Annotated in this window: 16 protein-coding genes; 6 read left to right on the top strand and 10 right to left on the bottom strand. The window is 39.4% G+C overall.

Annotated features, from left to right (window positions below; all coding sequences use genetic code 11):
- Window positions 1–3: 3 nt before the first annotated feature.
- Window positions 4–1,176 (bottom strand): putative manganese transporter, encoded by a 1,173-nt coding sequence (locus ACFI34_RS00480; RefSeq protein ID WP_462672003.1) that lies wholly within the window; start codon window positions 1,174–1,176, stop codon window positions 4–6.
- 121 nt (window positions 1,177–1,297) lie between these two features.
- Window positions 1,298–2,923, bottom strand: coding sequence for a M28 family metallopeptidase (locus ACFI34_RS00475; RefSeq protein ID WP_462672002.1), 1,626 nt, complete (start codon window positions 2,921–2,923; stop codon window positions 1,298–1,300).
- Between the two features lie 118 nt (window positions 2,924–3,041).
- Between ACFI34_RS00475 and ACFI34_RS00470 the strand changes: the two genes are divergently transcribed.
- From ACFI34_RS00470 to ACFI34_RS00460, 3 genes are read left to right on the top strand one after another with little or no spacing between them, the layout of a single operon-like run.
- A complete protein-coding gene (locus tag ACFI34_RS00470; protein ID WP_462672001.1) occupies window positions 3,042–3,854 on the top strand; it encodes a DUF3025 domain-containing protein in 813 nt (270 codons plus the stop codon).
- Window positions 3,851–4,639 (top strand): ABC transporter ATP-binding protein, encoded by a 789-nt coding sequence (locus ACFI34_RS00465; protein WP_462672000.1) that lies wholly within the window; start codon window positions 3,851–3,853, stop codon window positions 4,637–4,639. Before ACFI34_RS00470 ends, ACFI34_RS00465 begins: the two co-directional genes overlap by 4 nt.
- On the top strand, window positions 4,632–5,840 hold the full coding sequence (locus tag ACFI34_RS00460; RefSeq protein WP_462671999.1) for an ABC transporter permease: 1,209 nt from the start codon (window positions 4,632–4,634) through the stop codon (window positions 5,838–5,840). The genes ACFI34_RS00465 and ACFI34_RS00460 overlap by 8 nt, the downstream gene beginning before the upstream one ends.
- A 98-nt stretch (window positions 5,841–5,938) precedes the next feature.
- Here ACFI34_RS00460 and ACFI34_RS00455 read toward each other — a convergent pair whose 3' ends face one another.
- From ACFI34_RS00455 to ACFI34_RS00430, 6 genes are all read right to left on the bottom strand, one after another.
- On the bottom strand, window positions 5,939–6,778 hold the full coding sequence (locus ACFI34_RS00455; protein WP_462671998.1) for a UDP-2,3-diacylglucosamine diphosphatase: 840 nt from the start codon (window positions 6,776–6,778) through the stop codon (window positions 5,939–5,941).
- 160 nt (window positions 6,779–6,938) lie between these two features.
- Window positions 6,939–8,663: a proline--tRNA ligase gene (locus ACFI34_RS00450; protein ID WP_462671997.1), complete on the bottom strand. Its 1,725-nt coding sequence runs from the start codon at window positions 8,661–8,663 to the stop codon at window positions 6,939–6,941.
- An 88-nt stretch (window positions 8,664–8,751) separates the two neighbouring features.
- On the bottom strand, window positions 8,752–9,456 hold the full coding sequence (gene tsaA, locus ACFI34_RS00445; protein ID WP_462671996.1) for a tRNA (N6-threonylcarbamoyladenosine(37)-N6)-methyltransferase TrmO: 705 nt from the start codon (window positions 9,454–9,456) through the stop codon (window positions 8,752–8,754).
- A 181-nt stretch (window positions 9,457–9,637) separates the two neighbouring features.
- Entirely contained in the window at window positions 9,638–10,207 is a 570-nt protein-coding gene (locus ACFI34_RS00440; RefSeq protein WP_008131186.1) for an outer membrane beta-barrel protein, read from the bottom strand.
- Between the two features lie 249 nt (window positions 10,208–10,456).
- Window positions 10,457–10,921: an acyl-CoA thioesterase gene (locus tag ACFI34_RS00435; RefSeq protein ID WP_058553217.1), complete on the bottom strand. Its 465-nt coding sequence runs from the start codon at window positions 10,919–10,921 to the stop codon at window positions 10,457–10,459.
- Window positions 10,922–11,022: 101 nt separating this feature from the next.
- Complete coding sequence (locus ACFI34_RS00430) at window positions 11,023–12,669, bottom strand: electron transfer flavoprotein-ubiquinone oxidoreductase (protein WP_462671995.1); 1,647 nt, start codon at window positions 12,667–12,669, stop codon at window positions 11,023–11,025.
- A gap of 220 nt (window positions 12,670–12,889) precedes the next feature.
- Here ACFI34_RS00430 and ACFI34_RS00425 point away from each other — a divergent pair, with 220 nt between their 5' ends.
- Window positions 12,890–13,639, top strand: coding sequence for an electron transfer flavoprotein subunit beta/FixA family protein (locus ACFI34_RS00425; protein WP_006793021.1), 750 nt, complete (start codon window positions 12,890–12,892; stop codon window positions 13,637–13,639).
- Complete coding sequence (locus ACFI34_RS00420; protein WP_462671994.1) at window positions 13,640–14,566, top strand: electron transfer flavoprotein subunit alpha/FixB family protein; 927 nt, start codon at window positions 13,640–13,642, stop codon at window positions 14,564–14,566.
- A gap of 137 nt (window positions 14,567–14,703) precedes the next feature.
- Here ACFI34_RS00420 and asnS read toward each other — a convergent pair whose 3' ends face one another.
- Window positions 14,704–16,101, bottom strand: coding sequence for an asparagine--tRNA ligase (asnS, locus tag ACFI34_RS00415; RefSeq protein ID WP_305399486.1), 1,398 nt, complete (start codon window positions 16,099–16,101; stop codon window positions 14,704–14,706).
- Between the two features lie 297 nt (window positions 16,102–16,398).
- On the opposite strand from asnS, the gene ACFI34_RS00410 reads away from it, so the two are divergent.
- Window positions 16,399–16,833, top strand: coding sequence for an ATP-binding protein (locus tag ACFI34_RS00410; RefSeq protein WP_008131176.1), 435 nt, complete (start codon window positions 16,399–16,401; stop codon window positions 16,831–16,833).
- A gap of 2 nt (window positions 16,834–16,835) precedes the next feature.
- Here the strand turns inward: ACFI34_RS00410 and ACFI34_RS00405 are convergent, their stop codons facing one another.
- Complete coding sequence (locus ACFI34_RS00405) at window positions 16,836–17,465, bottom strand: Vat family streptogramin A O-acetyltransferase (protein WP_462671993.1); 630 nt, start codon at window positions 17,463–17,465, stop codon at window positions 16,836–16,838.

Here is a 17,465-nt window from a genome sequence, read left to right as displayed (position 1 = left end):
AATTTAATACGAAATAAAATACAAACCATAGCCAACCCCCAAAGCAGGAAGTGCTGTATATAAAGTGGCTATTATTGCGGCTTTTGGGGCTAACGCAATTGCAGGGAATAACGCATCTCCGTCGTTTGAAATTGCATTGGCTGTTAAAGCACTAAATGGAATGATGCCCTGTATATAAAGCGTGGTAACTATTATTTGCGGCCCACAACCGGGTAAAAAACCTATAATTACAGCAATCAGCGGTGCTAAATAAGCGAAGTGGGCAAACCATGTTTTTAAATCAAGTTCGGCTACATTCACGAGTATTTCAAATAACATAAACGACGCCACTACCCATGCAGTGACAAAGTGTGTGTCTTGGAGCACTTTAACCACTTTAGATGGTGGATTACATTCATCCTCCTCACTGGTAATTTGTTTATATGTTTCGCCTTTAGACGAGTAAGCCCATACCGTGACAATAAATAGAGCCATGCCCGCACCAAATAAATCTACTCCAGTGCTTGTGTACTTTCCAAATTGGTTAAAGTCCACGTTAAATGCGATTAAAAAAGCGATGATTAAACTTGGAAAAATCGCCAACATCCAAATAGGCTTGCTGACTCTAATAATGCGGGTAGGCAATATTTTGACTTTGCGCGTTTGTTCTTTTAAAGAAGGGCATAAAAAGTCGTGTTTATGAACTGTATTTACAAAAGCACCACATATAGTTCCAATAACTAATCCTATAGCCATTATTACAGCGCCCTCAGTAGGACGTGTTGCTAACAGTAAAAATGCAGCATCGCCCATTGTTGCTGTTAATACGGCAACAATAGCACCAAAACTTGCTTGGCCTTTGGTAAATTGTGTAACCACTATTATAGCGCCCCCGCAGCCGGGTAAGGCACCTAGTAAAGCCGCAAAAAAGACCTCTAATGCCGGCGACTTGGCACTTAGATAACTAAGCTCCAACTGAGGTAAACGCTCAATAGCGTAGTAATAAATCAGTAACGTAGCAGCAACAAATACACTAACTTGAAAAAACGCGTCACTTAGTGCGGTAATTGCAATATCACGAAGTGATGGCACAGCAAAGCATACCAACAAAAAAAGAGGGAGTAATAAGCGTTTATTTTGGCTAACAAAGCGTTTTGAAGCGGGCGTAATTAGTCCTATTTGTGTAATTGAGCTCATACAGTGTTACCAATTTAATAAACAGGATAACACTGTATATTTTTAGTAAATGATAATCAATATCATTAAGTTGTATTTAAATCGATTACTCACATTGAGTTTTTCGATATTAAATTCTAGGCTATTTGCGTTGAAATTCTGAATTTGAATTCCAAGTAGGCCATTGCTCTTGCTCAGAAATATCAAAACCTACTTTATAAAATAATTGTAAGTCTTGAACAGCGCCCGATAAATCCCACTCATCGCGGTAACGGTCACAAGGCTGGTGGTAACAACCGCGTAATACTAAGCTCATTCGCTTGCGATAATTGGCTGTTTCTTCATCCGCTGCTTGAGTACCACCACCAGCGTACATTGCAGGTATGCCCATATTGGCAAACGCAAAATGATCAGAACGGTAATAACCACCCGACGATGGTTTAGGATCGCCCGATAAAGTTCTAGCTTGCTCTTTTGCTGCATTAGCTAAAAACTCATCCATTTGAGACTTACCAATGCCTACCACACTCATATCTTTCACTTTGCCTAATAAATTTAAGCTATCCATGTTTATATTAGCAACCGTCTTGTTAGCTGCAATAACAGGGTTTGCGGCGTAATACTTAGAGCCAAGTAACCCTTGCTCTTCAGCAGTTACTGCTAAAAACGTTATTGAACGGCTAGGGTGCTTAGGTAATTTAGTAAATGCCTCTGCAACTTCTATTAAGCCTGCAGTACCCGTTGCGTTATCGTGAGCCCCGTTATAAATTTGGTCACCTTTACGGCTTGTATCTGTGCCTAAGTGATCCCAATGCGCTGAATATATTACATGCTCATCTGGCAATTCGCTGCCCGGTAATGTCGCAATAAAGTTATAAGACACTGACGTTTTAATTGTATTGCTCACATTAACAGAGGCGGTTAAATCACCCATATCAACATGATAAGCACCCTTAGCAGCATTTTGTTTAACGGTATCAAAATCTAAACCAGCTTTACTGAAAAGCTCTTTAGCTACATCAGTTGTTACCCAGCCTTCAACAGCAACACGATCCATATTGTTGTTTTCTTTTTGAAAACCAAATTGCTCACCACTCCACGAGTTCTCTACAACCGACCAAGGATATGAAGCGGGGGCTGTTTCGTGAATAATAATAGCGCCTGCAGCACCTTGGCGACTTGCCTCTTCATATTTGTAGGTCCAACGACCATAATAAGTCATTGCGTCGCCAGTAAATAAAGCCAGATCTTTAGTTGCAAAACCAGGATCGTTTACTAGCATGACCACGGTTTTACCTTTTACGTCAATCCCTTCGTAGTCGTTCCAGTTATACTCTGGTGCATTAACGCCGTAGCCTACAAAAACAAGCTCAGAGTTTTCAATGCCTTCTTTTTCACTAATGCGGCTACTTCCCATAACCATGTCTTTTTTGTATTGGTAATCTTTGCCACCAATTGATAAAACCATATTTGAATCAGCTTCAAGTGATACAAGGGGTACCTCTTGTAAAAAGCTATTTCCATTTCCAGGCTCAAAACCCAATGCTTTAAATTGGGTTGTTAAATAATCTAATGTTAGCTTTTCACCCGGTGAAGAAGGTGCTCGACCACCAAATTCGTCAGATGCCAATACTTTTATGTGTTTTGCTAATTCATCGGCTTTAATACTGTTATAGCCATTGGTAACATCTGATGGGGTAATGCTTGTTGTTGCACAGCCAGCTAAAACAGCGCCAGCAAGGAGTGTAAGATAAAAATTGCGTTTCATATTAACTCGATTATTGTTTTAAGATTAAATTAGTATATTAACTTCTATTAAGTAGGGCTAGTTTTTGCGGTAAACTGTTACAAAATTAAAGGCCTATACAAGTTAGAAAGTCATAATAATGAAGCGTTTTACTCCTCCTGAACAATGGCAACCCAATTGCCTAAGAACGGGTGCATTTGATCACCTAAATAGCTTGTTTAAACTTAATGAGCAAACTCAATGGCCTTCACCTAAATGGTTTACTCCTTATTTAAACGCAACGAACGAGAATAATTTACCGATACAGTTTGTTGACGATGCACAAATAGACTTTGCAGATCGCTATTACGAACAAGTTATTTTTGAAACAGGTGAAGTACCTACACGGACAGAAAATTGGCACGATCTATTCGGTGGTTTTATTTGGTGCTTATTTCCTAAAACAAAATCACTTATAAATCATCGGCATGTTCAGGACATTGCCGAATATGGTTTAACTAAGCGCACCAAACACAGAAACGCACTCACACTATTTGATGAATGTGGTGTTGTACTTGCCATTAGTGACAGTAAGTGGCAAACCTGGCTGCGTGATCATCAATGGCACAAAGCATTTGTAGAGCACCGTCATGAGTGGGGGCAGTCAATTCATGCATTTATGTTTGGCCATGCCAATTACGAAATGTTGACTCGCCCCTATATAGGGCTAACAGGTAAAGCATTATTCATAAATGTGCCCGATGAAATATTTTGTAAAGATTTAGCAACGCAATACCAGTACCTTGATCAAGTACTTTATGAGAAGATTAAAATAGATCATTGCTTAGCCGATAACTCAGAGCTTTCGCCATTACCAATATTAGGTGTACCTGGCTGGCATGAAGACAATGAAAACGACACATTTTACAATAATCCGGATTACTTTAGACCCAAACGAAGGACATGCGCATGATAGAAGTTGCCGGGCTTAAAAAACGTTTTAAGCTGACGAAAGACCATAAAAAAAATAAAGTAGACGATATCGACCCGCGTGAAGATAAAGACTACTTTCATTCAGTACGAGATGTCAGTTTTCGCTGCGCTGAAGGCGAAGTATTAGGACTGTTAGGCCCTAATGGCGCAGGTAAAACAACCACGTTAAGAATGATCTCAACGGCATTAAAGCCCGATGAAGGCTCTATTACAATTGCTGGCAACGATATTGTTAAAAAACCTCTTTTAGGACGCAAGTCTATCGGCTTCTTATCAGGCTCTACCGGTTTATACGGGCGTTTAACCGTAAAAGAAAATATTGAATATTTTGCTAAACTCCACGGGATGAAAAAAAGCGATATAGCCTCACGTTGTGACGAGCTTTTCACATTACTTGATATGCATAAATTTATAGATAAACGCGCTGAAAATTTATCAACAGGTATGAAGCAAAAAGCAAATATAGCCCGTGCAGTTGTACATCGTCCAAAAGTGGTTGTTCTCGATGAACCCACAACAGGCCTAGATATTATGACCACACAAACAGTGATCGAATTTATCAAAGGTTTAAAAGCACAAGGTACTCCGGTTATTTTTTCTACCCATCATTTAGATGAAGTTGCATTGTTATGTGACCGCGTAGCGGTAATTAATGAAGGAATAAGCTGCTTTGATGGCACAGTTGAAGAGTTTAAACAAACAGGTAACAGTGAAGAGTTAAACCAAGCGTTTATGAACATTTTAACGGAGAAGCATAATGTTTGAAGTATATAAAAAGGAATTAAAAGAGCTCCTTCGCGACAAAAAAACGCTTATGTTTGTTGTGGCGCTGCCAGTACTTATTTTCCCAATAATTTTTGCTGTTATGGCTTTTATTAGTTCGCAAGCGGCACTTGAAGCTGACCAAAAAGTTAATACATACGTTATTATTAACGGCGAATACGCACCAGAATTTACCGACAAAGTGTTTTACCATAAAAGCTTTGAACTTTATAAAGGCAGCAAAACCTTTAATACAATAGAAGAGCTTAAAGCGGGTGTTACAGCCGGCGACATAGATATGGGTATTTACTTGCCAAGTAATGCCGTAAGAGCGCTCGACAGCGGCGAGCAAAGCAAATGGCAAGTTGTATTTAACGATGCTAAATCAATAAATTTTTTATTCAAACGAGTTAAAGAACTGGCTCAAGAATACAGCGACGTATTGCAAGCCGAAAAATTAAAAAGCTTTGGGATAGAAGAGTCTTCGCATAAAGCTATTCTTAACCCTATTGAAGTTGTAAAAGTAGATACAGCCGATAAACGCGAAAACTTAGGTGAAAAAATAGGTGGTTTTTTACCTTATTTACTTATTCCATTGGTTTTAATGGGGGCTACTTACCCAGCAATTGACTTAGGTGCCGGTGAAAAAGAGCGCGGAACATTAGAAACATTGTTACTTACACCCATAACACGCACAGAGCTGGTATTAGGTAAATTTATAACATTACTGACCACCTCTATTGCATCAACCACTATTACGGTTGTGAGTATGGGGTGTTGGGTTGCAGTTGCACTGGCGTTCGCAGACTTAGACTTTATAAAAACGGCATTTAGTACTTTGGCGGTTACCGATTTGCTGATGATTTTTGTATTATTACTGCCATTGGCTGCCATATTCTCTTCTTTAGCGTTAGCTATCTCAATTTATGCACGTACATTTAAAGAAGCACAAAACTACATGGCTCCTTTAAGTATGGGGGTGTTTTTCCCTATTATTATTTCAATAATGCCAAATATGGAATTGACTGCTAAAACCGCGTTTATTCCGGTAACCAACGTTGCATTAGCCATTAAAGACATAATTAAAGGCACTGTAGATTACACGTTTGTAGGGCTCATATTTTTAGCAACCGCTCTTATTGCAGGTGCGTTACTCGCATTTTGTGTTAAATGGTTTAACCGAGAAGATGTACTATTTAGATAGTGTGCTACTCATCTTAAAAAAGCATCACTTAAGTGATGCTTTTTTGTTTAAGACCGTCAACAAGGGTTAAAATTTATGACTTGGTTTAAAGTCAGCAATTAGGCTGCAGACTTTTTAGGTTTCGCATCGTCATTACTCATCAGTGGCGATGAAATGTTAGGTATGTCGGCGCTGTCTAAAACTGTGTGTGTATCTGACCAGTGAAGCAGTTCTATTTTTCCATCGGCTTGTTCTACTAAGGCGGTGCAGTTTTCTATCCAATCGCCGTCGTTACAATACACTATGCCGTCGCACACTTTTATTTTAGGGTGGTGTATATGCCCACAAATAATTCCGTCTACGTTTTGTTTTTTTGCCTCATGAATAGCTGCGTCTTCAAATGCATTTATTGCTTCGCGTGCCTTATGAACCCGTGCTTTTATCCACGACGCTAACGACCAATAATTACCCCCAAACAACTTTCTTATTTTATTGCTCCAACGATTTAAAAATAAAAGCAAATCGTAGCCTGCATCGCCTGCAATGCTAATAATTTTGTTATAACGAGTTGCGCTATCAAAGTCATCGCCGTGAACGAGCAAAAAGCGTTTATTGGCTTGAGTTACATGAATATACTGCTGGTGGACCTCTATACCAAATAGGGTTTGATTTATATAGTTTCTAAAGGTTTCGTCATGGTTTCCTGGTATATAAATTACGCGTGTTCCGTTGGCCGCTTTTTGTTGAATGCAATTAAGTATTTGATAGTGAGAGGGGTGCCAATAAAATTGGCGCTTCATTGACCATAAATCAATAATGTCGCCCACTAAATATAAAACGTCAGTCTCAACAGCGCTTAGAAAATCGAGTAAATAATCAGCTTTACAATCTTTATAGCCAAGGTGAACATCTGATATCCATATTGCAGGGTATTTAGCTTGTTGTTCAGCGCCTTTCATAGTGTCCCTCGTTAGTTTTGTTAACTATAAATTACTTTAGAGAGAAAAAATGACAGTTACACGACACTTTTAGTAAAGCTATATGACACAAAACTCAGCTATAAAAAAACCGCTACAAAAGCGGTTTTTGCATTCACGTTATTGAATAACGAATAAGTGTTTAGGCTTGCATAGCTGCTTTAATGCTTTCAATAGCGGTATCTATGTCAATCATTAGCTTTTCACCTGTGCGACGATTTTTAAGCTCTACTTTATTTTCGTCCAGGTTACGTTCGCCAATTACAAGTGTGAAAGGCACACCTACAAGCTCCATATCATTAAACATGACACCTGGGCGCTCTTTTCTATCGTCAAATAACACATCTACACCTGCATCTTTCAAACCTTGATAAAGGTTGTTTGCAATATCAGGAATGCGATGCGATTTATGCATGTTCATTGGTACAATAGCAAGGTCGAACGGCGCAATAGACTGCGGCCAAATAATACCGTACTTATCGTTGTTTTGCTCAATAGCAGCAGCCACAATACGCGATACACCCACACCGTAACAACCCATGGTCATTGTTTGGTTTTTGCCATCTTCGTTTAATACGCCTGCTTTCATGGCTTCTGAATATTTTGTGCCAAGTTGGAATATATGGCCTACTTCAACACCACGTTTAATTTGTAATGTGCCTTGGCCGCAAGGGCTAGGATCGCCTTCTACAATGTTACGAATATCAGCAACGTCGTAGTTAGTTACATCACGGTCCCAGTTTATGCCGCTAAAGTGTTCATCGTCTTTATTAGCACCGGCTACAAAGTCAGCCATTACGTTTGCTGTACGGTCAACAATAATTGGCATTGTTAATCCTACAGGACCCAGTGAACCTGGTTTTGCACCGATTGCAGCAATGATGTCTGCTTCTTTTGCCATTTCAAGCGGTGAGTCAACAAGAGGGTGCTTTTCAGCTTTCAACTCGTTTAACTCGTGATCGCCACGAATAACAAGGGCAACTAAACCACGTTGTTCGTTTTCATCTGGGGCACCATAAACAATTAAAGTTTTAACACTACGATGTGGTTTAACACCGTAATGCTTTTTAAGCTCTTCAATTGTTTTAGCATCTGGAGTCGGGAACGCTTTTAATTCTTTTGTCGCATCAGCACGAGGCTCTGTTGGGGCAAGAGCTTCCGCTTTTTCAATATTAGCGGCGTAATCGCTACCATCACTAAATGCGATAGCGTCTTCACCTGATTCGGCTAAAACATGGAATTCGTGAGATACACTACCACCAATAGAGCCTGTATCGGCAATTACAGGGCGATAATCTAGGCCTAAACGTTCAAAAATATTACAGTATGCTTTGTGCATTGCTTGATACGTATTATTTAAACATTCTTCGCTTAAATGAAACGAATAAGCATCTTTCATGGTGAATTCGCGTGCGCGCATAACACCAAAACGAGGGCGTCTTTCGTCACGTACTTTAGTTTGTACTTGATATAAAGTAAGCGGTAACTGTTTATAGCTATTCACTTCTTTACGAACAAAATCAGTGATTACTTCTTCATGTGTTGGACCAAGGGCAAATTCACGATTATGACGGTCTGTAAAGCGCATTAGCTCTGGACCAAACTCGCTCCAACGGCCTGACTCTTCCCATAAATCAGCAGGTTGTATCACAGGCATCAGCATTTCTATTGCGCCTGCTTTGTCCATTTCTTCACGAACAATGTTTTCAACTTTACGCAAAACGCGTAAACCAGAGGGTAACCAAGTGTATAAACCCGAAGCGACGCGGCGGATCATACCGGCTCTAAGCATTAACTGATGCGATACAATTTCAGCATCTGAAGGCGTTTCTTTAAGTGTTGCGAGTATATATTGACTGGTACGCATTATTTTTCCGAAATAGAGTAATATGTTCTTTTAATAGAGCTTAAGTTTACCAGCGGTTGCTTTTACACAAAAGCGCTAAGTGAGTTATTTAGCTTTTTTCTATACTTGTTACTAGGTTGTGCTCGCCATTAACTTGCCAGCGTATATTGTAATCATACAATGTCATTCCATAGCTCTGCTCGCCGTCTTTTTGTTTTTTGTAAGCAGGGCGTGGATCTTGTTTTAAAACATTACTAATAAAGTTTAATAAATCAGGGTATTTAGTTTGCTGCTCAATGAATAAAGTCACTTCAGGTGTAAACTCTACGCTCATGTGTGTTTCTGGGCGTGTATCTGCAAAGCCCGCACTTGCGTCAAGCATGGCATCTGAGTAGGGCAAGTAGGGTTTTATGTCAATGATGGGCGTGCCATCGAGCAGGTCTATTCCGGCAAGTAATAAACTGAGTTGGCCATTTTTATATTCTATACCTTCAAGCTTTACTGCACTCATACCAATGGCATTTGGTCTGAAAGTAGCACGAGTAGCAAATACACCTTTGCGTTCATTACCGCCTAAGCGAGGAGGGCGTACCATGGGCGAGTAGCCTTTATCTGCGGTTTCATGAAAGCGAAACAATAACCAAATGTGGGTAAATTCATCAATACCGCGTAAAAATTCTTCGCGGTTAAAATCAGGCGCAAAAATAAGTTTTGCTTTGGCTTCAGGTACTAAACGAGGTTGTCTTGGTATGGCAAACTTTTGTTTATAGGGAGATTGTATGTGGCCAACGGCCGAAATGCTGTAGTCGCTCATGTTACTCAAGTACAAATAGAACAGGCGGGCATTCTACCTTTATTTGCAGGCAATCGCATCACAGCAGAGCAATTTATTTAATTAGACTAAGTGGTTTAAAATAGCTTTTAGACTGAGTGGTTTATATGAAGTAGAAAAAGGTAAGCCTAAGCTTACCTTTGTTAAACAGCCTGTTTATAGTTTAAAACATGTATTGCAGTGACACTGATGCTACATCCATATCAGGATCAATATCATCGTCTAGTTTGTAACGCTCGTACTCTAAACGCATTTGCACATTGCTAGAAAAAGCAAATTCTAAACCTGCACCATAAAATGCGTCACCGCCGTCTTGTGAAGTAGAAACGCTTCCAACAGGGAGTTCTTGTTTTATATCTGCATCCCATTCTAACCAACCACCTTTGGCATAAACCGAAAAGCTCTCAGTTAATGGGATACCTAAACGCGCGGCCAATGACACGCCGTCAATTTCAGCTTTACTGTCAATGTCGCTAACTTCATCAAAGTTTTGATAAGCCAGCTCTACACTTAAATATTCATTAAATTGCGTACCAACATATCCTTTGAGCATTTGTGCGTCATCATCAAAATCAGTATCGTTTTCACTGTCTTCAAACTCAAAAGAGTACTGTCCGTAACCTATACCGGTATAAATACGTGGAGAATCAAAATCGGAAATATCTGCCTGCGCCGCAGAGTTAAAACCAAGTGTTGCTAGCGCTAGTGCTGAAAGTGAAAGTGATTTAATCATTAAATAGCTCCTTTAAAAAATAAAATGGTTTGATTTTTCAAACTTCAATTACTTATTTGCAGTGAACATGCCAATGATTAAATTGATTACTAAAACAGCTGAACTAGTATTTTTGGATTAGTTATTTGGGTTGTTTAGGTTTTTTATTAAACAAATCGCTAACTGCTAAGATTTAGCGATTTTAAATAAATTGTATTTTTTACAAAGCATTAGGTGATTTTTACAGTACAAAAATTAGCTAATGCGTAATTACACTTGATGAAGTAAGTTTTCGGTTTCAATCGCAATTTCTTTCATTTTAATTGCGTAGTTTTCTAATTTTATATCTTCATTGGTAATCGCTTTAAACTCTGGCACTGCAACGGGATAACCCGTTTCATCCATGGCAACAAAGCTTATTACACAGTGATTTGTTTCAACCATGTTCTGTGTTTTAGGGTCGCCACACCGAACTTGTATAAATATTTGCATACTTGTTTTACCGGTATGTGCAATTTTAGCTTCCACTTCTACTATTTGACCAACCAGAATAGGGCGTCTAAATTTAACACCTGCCACCGATACGGTTACACAATAATGACCACTCCAGCCAGCAGCACAGGCATAGCCAGCTTGGTCAATCCACTTCATAACCACACCACCATGTACCTTCCCACCAAAATTAACGTCGGTAGGTTCTGCTAAAAAACGAAAAACAACATTTGACGACGGCATAAGCTTTACTCTTTTTATTAGTTATACAATCAGCATAGCGCAAAAAAGGGGCCGAAGCCCCTGCAATTTAGGATATGTTTATTATTTATATGTAAAAGATATTACATATTGGGGTAATTAGGGCCGCCAGCGCCCTCTGGGGTAACCCACGTGATGTTTTGGCTCGGATCTTTAATGTCACAGGTTTTACAGTGAACACAGTTTTGTGCATTTATTACAAACTCGTTGTTACCCTCTATTTCTTGCACCTCATAAACACCTGCTGGGCAATAGCGCTGCGCAGGTTCATCAAATTTCACAAGATTAACTTTTATTGGTATTGCTGTGTTTTTAAGTTTTAGGTGACAAGGTTGAGACTCTTCATGGTTAGTGTTTGATAAAAACACACTTGAAAGTTTATCAAAACTAAGTGAACCATCAGGCTTAGGGTAAGTTATTTTTTTAGCAATGTTAGCATCAACCAGCGTAGAGTAATCTGGTACATCATCTTTAAAGGTAAATGGTAAAGCACCGTTGAATACATTTTGATCGAGCGTGTTATATGCACCCCCTAAAAATTTACCTAGCTTATGCATCACCGGACCAAAATTACGAGACTGATAAAGCTCTTTATAAGCCCAAGATTGTTCAAACTGCGTGTGGTAATTTACTAAATCAGTATTAGCTTGTTCATTTTCTAATGCTTCAAAAATGACTTCAGCGGCTATCATGCCCGATTTCATTGCTGTGTGATTTCCCTTAATTTTTGCAAAATTTAAAGTGCCTGCATCACAGCCTACTAATAACCCACCTGGAAAGTGCATTTTAGGTAAAGAGTGTAATCCACCTTTTGCAATAGCACGCGCGCCATAAGCAATACGCTCACCGCCTTCAAGTACCTGTTTAAAAACAGGATGATGTTTCATTCGCTGGAATTCATCAAACGGACTTAAATGCGGGTTTGTGTAATTTAAATCAACAATTAAGCCAACAACGACCTGATTATTTTCGCTATGATACATAAATGCACCACCGCTCGTATCACCACTTAACGGCCAACCTGTGCCATGAACTACTTTACCTTGTTGATGCTTAGACTCATCTACTTGCCATATTTCTTTAAAGCCTAAGCCATAATGTTGAGGCGATGAGTCAGCATCAAGTGCAAACTGGTTTATAAGTTGTTTGCCTAAATGGCCTCGGCAGCCCTCAGCAAAAATAGTATATTTAGCTCTTAGTTCCATGCCTGGCATGTAGCCATCTTTTTCATTACCCTCTTTATCAACGCCCATGTCACCCGTAACAATACCTTTTACTGCGTCGTCTTCAATAATAAGTGAATGCGCGCTAAAGCCTGGAAATATTTCTACGCCTAAACTTTCAGCTTGCTCTGCAAGCCACCGGCATACGTTACCCATTGAAACAATGTAGTTACCATTATTATGAAATGTTTTAGGCGTAGCAAAGTGGGGGATTGATGTTGCTTTTTCTTCGTTATTAAACCAATAAATTTCATCATTGGTTACTTTTGTAGTTACTGGCGCACCTTGCTCTTGCCAATTTGGTAGTAATTCATCTAACGCTTTTGTTTCAAAAACAGCGCCCGATAGAACATGCGCGCCAACTTCTGAGCCTTTTTCTACAACACAAATCATGCACTCTTGTTGTTTTTCTTGTGCAAGTTGTGCGAGTTTTATTGCACTAGCAAGTCCCGCAGGTCCAGCGCCTACAACAACTACATCAAATTCCATGGTTTCACGTTCGACCATAATAACCTCTTTATTTATGACGGACTCACTCAATACTGCCTCAGTATTTGAATAAGGTATTCAGCCTATTTATTACAATGCCAATTTTTCGTTACAGGCTGTGAATAGTTAAAGGTTATTTTAGGTTGACGTTTACGTCAACAGGAAGTAGTCTGATTTCATAAAATAAATAGGTTGACGTACACGTTAGGTTGTAGGTTTAAATAATTATGGAGTTCCTATGAAAGTTCTTGTACCAATAAAACGCGTTATAGATTACAACGTAAAAGCGCGTGTCAAAAGTGACAACAGCGATGTAGATTTAACGAACGTTAAAATGGCGATGAACCCATTTTGTGAAATTGCAATTGAAGAAGCTATTCGCTTAAAAGAAGCTGGTACAGCCACTGAAGTTGTAGCTGTTACTATTGGCGCTAAAACATCGCAAGAACAACTACGCACAGCGCTTGCACTGGGTGCAGATAAAGCAATCCACATCGAAACCGATGAAAAATTAGAGTCATTACACATTGCAAAATTACTCGCGAAAATTGTAGAGCAAGAAGCGCCAGAACTTGTTATTTTAGGAAAGCAGTCGATTGATTCAGACAATAACCAAACGGGTCAAATGCTTGCAGCATTAACTAATCGTGGGCAAGGTACGTTTGCGTCTAAAGTGGTCGTCGCTGATGGAAAAGTAAATGTTACGCGCGAAGTAGACGGCGGTTTGCAAACGGTCGCACTTTCATTGCCAGCCATTATCACTACAGATTTACGTTTGAACGAACCACGTTATGCATCACTACCCAATATAATGAAAGCAAAACGCAAGCCGCTTGATGTAATAGCTGCAGACTCTTTAGGTGTAGATTTAACACCTCGTATTCAGCTTGTTAGCGTAGAAGAACCGGCTAAACGTAGTGGTGGCATTATTGTGGAAGACGTTGCACAACTTGTAGAAAAATTAAAAACAGAGGCAAAGGTGATTTAAATGAAAACACTTGTAATTGCAGAGCACGACAACGGTGCCTTAAAACCAGAAACCTCAAAAACAATTAATGCGGCTATTAAAATGGGTTTTCCTGTTGATGTATTAGTGGCCGGTGAAAACATCGCCAATATGAGTGAGACTATTTCAAGTATAGAAGGCGTTGCGAGTGTGCTTGTTGCAGATAATGCAGCTTATGGACATCAACTAGCAGAAAGTATGACCGATTTAGTTATGTCGTTAACTGACAACTACAGTCATATTGTGGCAAGTGCAACTACCACAGGCAAAAATTTTATGCCACGTGTTGCGGCCCTTTTAGATGTAGCACAAATATCTGAAATTATTGATGTAATAGATGCTGATACGTTTAAACGCCCAATTTATGCCGGTAACGCTATTGCGACTGTAAAATCACTTGATGCTAAAAAGGTGATTACCGTTCGCGCAAGTAGTTTTGATTTACAAGGCGAGCAAGCCGCTGTAAGTATTAATACTTTAGATACAGTATCGGACTCACAGTTAAGTACGTTTGTAAGCGTTGAGCAAACTGAGTCAGAGCGCCCAGAACTTACCGCTGCTGAGGTGGTTATATCTGGCGGTCGTGGTATGCAAAATGGCGAAAATTTCGCTCTTTTAAATGGTATAGCCGATAAATTAGGTGCTGCTATTGGTGCATCGCGCGCTGCGGTAGACGCAGGCTTTGTACCTAATGATATGCAAGTAGGGCAAACAGGTAAAATTGTAGCGCCTAACTTATATATCGCAGTGGGTATTAGTGGTGCCATTCAACACCTAGCAGGTATGAAAGACTCAAAAGTGATTGTTGCAATTAACAAAGATCCCGATGCACCTATTTTTCAGGTTGCAGACTATGGACTCGTTGCCGATTTATTTGATGTGTTACCGCAATTAGAAAGCGCACTATAACCATTTATTAAAACTATTCTGGTTGAAAGCCGTGGTGCCATTTGGGTGCTGCGGCTTTTTTTACGCTAAGTTATTGTCATAAAAAAACCAGCCAATTGGCTGGTTTTTAACATTTAAACAATTTATTAAATACTAATTTAGTACGTTGCGCTGCCTTTCGTACGAGGGAAGGCGATTACGTCACGTACATTGCCCATACCTGTTACATAAGCAACTAAGCGTTCAAAACCTAAACCAAAGCCTGAATGTGGCACACTACCGTATTTACGTAGGTCGCGGTACCAGCTGTAATCTTCTTTGTTTAAGCCCATTTCTTCAAGGCGCGCATCAAGTACATCAAGGCGCTCTTCACGTTGAGAACCACCAATGATTTCACCAATACCCGGTGCAACTACGTCCATAGCGGCAACGGTTTTGCCGTCTTCGTTTTGGCGCATGTAAAATGCTTTAATATCACGTGGGTAGTTTTTAATTACTACCGGTGCTTTAAAGTGTTCTTCTGCTAGGTAACGTTCGTGCTCAGACTGTAAATCTACACCCCATTCAACATTAAACTCAAATTTCTTACCGCAGTTTTTAAGAATTTCGACTGCGTCTGTGTAATCAACTTGTGCAAAGTCTTTTTCAACAAATTCTTCTAAACGGCTAATCGCAGTTTTTTCGATACGTTGAGCAAAAAACTCCATGTCGTCACGGCGCTCTTCAAGTACCGCTTTAAATACGTACTTAAGCATGTTTTCAGCAAGCTTTGCAATATCTTCTAAATCTGCAAACGCTACTTCAGGTTCAACCATCCAAAACTCAGCCAAGTGGCGTGAAGTATTTGAGTTTTCTGCACGGAAAGTCGGGCCAAACGTATAAATTTTTGACATTGCAGACGCGTAAGTTTCGCCGTTTAACTGGCCAGATACAGTTAAGAATGCTTCTTTTCCAAAAAAGTCTTCACTGTAATCAACATCGCCTTTATCTGTACGCGGTAAGTTTTGCATATCAAGTGTAGATACACGGAACATTTCACCAGCGCCTTCACAGTCACTTGCTGTGATAATAGGTGTGCTGATCCAGTAGTAACCTTGCTCGTGGTAAAAACGGTGAATGGCTTGAGCTAAACAGTTACGTACACGAGTTACCGCGCCAATCATATTTGTACGAGGGCGAAGGTGAGCGTGCTCACGTAAGTACTCAATGCTGTGGCGTTTTGCCGACATTGGGTATGAATCTGGGTTTTCTACCCAACCTAATACAGTGACCGTATTCGCTTGAATTTCAAACGATTGGCCTTTACCCGCAGATTGAACTAAAACACCAGTAACCGATACAGAACAACCGGCTGTTAAGCTAGTAACTTCATCATAATTATTTAGTGAATTAGGAACTACCGCTTGAATAGGATCAAAACACGAACCGTCATGAACGGCTAAAAATGAAATTCCTGCTTTTGAATCGCGGCGAGTACGGATCCAGCCCTTAATTGTTACTTGGCTGTCTACCGCAACATTGCCTTTTAATAGCTCTGAAATCGCTAAATGGCTCATCTTCACTCCAATGATATAAGTTGCCTAACTTTATTTATTTAAATATGTACAGTATATAAATCATATTTTATTTATAGATGGTGCTGTACTAGAACCCTGTATCTTACCTAGTAAAGTAAAATAAAAAAACTATTGCGGGCAACTCTTTATAAGTTTTTATCAATGCGGTTTATTTTTAGTCAATTTTTAGGCACAAATGACTATGTTTGTAATTTGCTTCTCTGAAATTTAGTGATTTTGTGGCATTATATATTCTTTGATTACTCAATACTGACCATTACTTTAGAAATGGATGCTATGAAACAAGTTTTTATTTTACGTGGACTACCTGGAAGCGGTAAGTCGTATTATGCACAAAATTTAGCAGACGAATTAGCGACTGCAGATGAAAGCCAATACTTAATTTGCTCAACAGACGATTATTTTTTAAATGAGCAGGGCGAATATCATTTTGATAAATTTAAATTACCGCAATACCATAATTTAAATTTAGCGCGTTTTATTCAAGCGCTCGCACAAGATATTCCGCTCGTGATTGTAGACAACACCAATATAAAAAAATGGGAGTTTGTTGCATACACTCAAGCAGCTGTTGCCTTAGGTTACCAAGTTAAAGAAGTGATAGTGGGTGAAGTAAAAGATAAATCTATGCAGCACTTATACGCTAAACGCAATTCGCATAACGTGCCGCTTAAAACCATTAGTAAAATGGCGTATATGTTTGAATGGTAGTGTTATAGTTTAGACAGTAAGTCTAAATTATTTTGAGTTATAGCATCTAAATGAGCAGTGATTTTGTCACTGCTCCAATCCCACCATGCAATAGATAGCAGTGCATTAACCGTTTTATCGTCAAAACGCTGTTTGATTATTTTTGCTGGATTACCACCAACGACGACATAAGCTGGTACATCGCTGGTCACTACCGATTTACTGGCAATGATTGCGCCACTTCCTATTTTTACCCCAGGCATGATAGTGGCGTTATAGCCAATCCACACATCATTACCTATTTCAGTATCGCCTTTAAAAGGTAAATCACCTGGTTGGGGTGCAGACTTTTCCCACCCGTTACCAAATATAAAAAAAGGGTAGGTAGAAAAACCAGCACTTTGATGATTAGCCCCATTCATTATAAACGTTACATCTTTTGCTATGGCGCAAAACTTCCCAATAATAAGTTTGTCGCCAATAAAATCGAAATGATAAAGTACGTTTTTTTCGAAGTGTTCAGGCCCATCAGGGTCGTCGTAATACGTATAATCACCCACTTCTATATTAGGTGAGGTAATAAAATTTTTTAAATAACCTACTTGAGGAAACCCTGGCATTGGAGATGGGTTATTTGGGTTTGGTCCGTTCAT

The organism is Pseudoalteromonas sp. PSi26 (genome assembly GCF_054960575.1).
Note: the sequence above shows the minus strand (reverse complement) of the source record. Positions and strands in the feature narration are given on the sequence as shown.

What these genes read in the sequence shown, in the direction of transcription:
- ACFI34_RS00480 (WP_462672003.1), bottom strand. Translation starts at nt 1,176, where the DNA reads ATGAGCTCAATTACACAAATAGGACTAATTACGCCCGCTTCAAAACGC.
- ACFI34_RS00475 (WP_462672002.1), bottom strand. Translation starts at nt 2,923, where the DNA reads ATGAAACGCAATTTTTATCTTACACTCCTTGCTGGCGCTGTTTTAGCT.
- ACFI34_RS00470 (WP_462672001.1), top strand. Translation starts at nt 3,042, where the DNA reads ATGAAGCGTTTTACTCCTCCTGAACAATGGCAACCCAATTGCCTAAGA.
- ACFI34_RS00465 (WP_462672000.1), top strand. Translation starts at nt 3,851, where the DNA reads ATGATAGAAGTTGCCGGGCTTAAAAAACGTTTTAAGCTGACGAAAGAC.
- ACFI34_RS00460 (WP_462671999.1), top strand. Translation starts at nt 4,632, where the DNA reads ATGTTTGAAGTATATAAAAAGGAATTAAAAGAGCTCCTTCGCGACAAA.
- ACFI34_RS00455 (WP_462671998.1), bottom strand. Translation starts at nt 6,778, where the DNA reads ATGAAAGGCGCTGAACAACAAGCTAAATACCCTGCAATATGGATATCA.
- ACFI34_RS00450 (WP_462671997.1), bottom strand. Translation starts at nt 8,663, where the DNA reads ATGCGTACCAGTCAATATATACTCGCAACACTTAAAGAAACGCCTTCA.
- tsaA (WP_462671996.1), bottom strand. Translation starts at nt 9,456, where the DNA reads ATGAGCGACTACAGCATTTCGGCCGTTGGCCACATACAATCTCCCTAT.
- ACFI34_RS00440 (WP_008131186.1), bottom strand. Translation starts at nt 10,207, where the DNA reads ATGATTAAATCACTTTCACTTTCAGCACTAGCGCTAGCAACACTTGGT.
- ACFI34_RS00435 (WP_058553217.1), bottom strand. Translation starts at nt 10,921, where the DNA reads ATGCCGTCGTCAAATGTTGTTTTTCGTTTTTTAGCAGAACCTACCGAC.
- ACFI34_RS00430 (WP_462671995.1), bottom strand. Translation starts at nt 12,669, where the DNA reads ATGGTCGAACGTGAAACCATGGAATTTGATGTAGTTGTTGTAGGCGCT.
- ACFI34_RS00425 (WP_006793021.1), top strand. Translation starts at nt 12,890, where the DNA reads ATGAAAGTTCTTGTACCAATAAAACGCGTTATAGATTACAACGTAAAA.
- ACFI34_RS00420 (WP_462671994.1), top strand. Translation starts at nt 13,640, where the DNA reads ATGAAAACACTTGTAATTGCAGAGCACGACAACGGTGCCTTAAAACCA.
- asnS (WP_305399486.1), bottom strand. Translation starts at nt 16,101, where the DNA reads ATGAGCCATTTAGCGATTTCAGAGCTATTAAAAGGCAATGTTGCGGTA.
- ACFI34_RS00410 (WP_008131176.1), top strand. Translation starts at nt 16,399, where the DNA reads ATGAAACAAGTTTTTATTTTACGTGGACTACCTGGAAGCGGTAAGTCG.
- ACFI34_RS00405 (WP_462671993.1), bottom strand. Translation starts at nt 17,465, where the DNA reads ATGAACGGACCAAACCCAAATAACCCATCTCCAATGCCAGGGTTTCCT.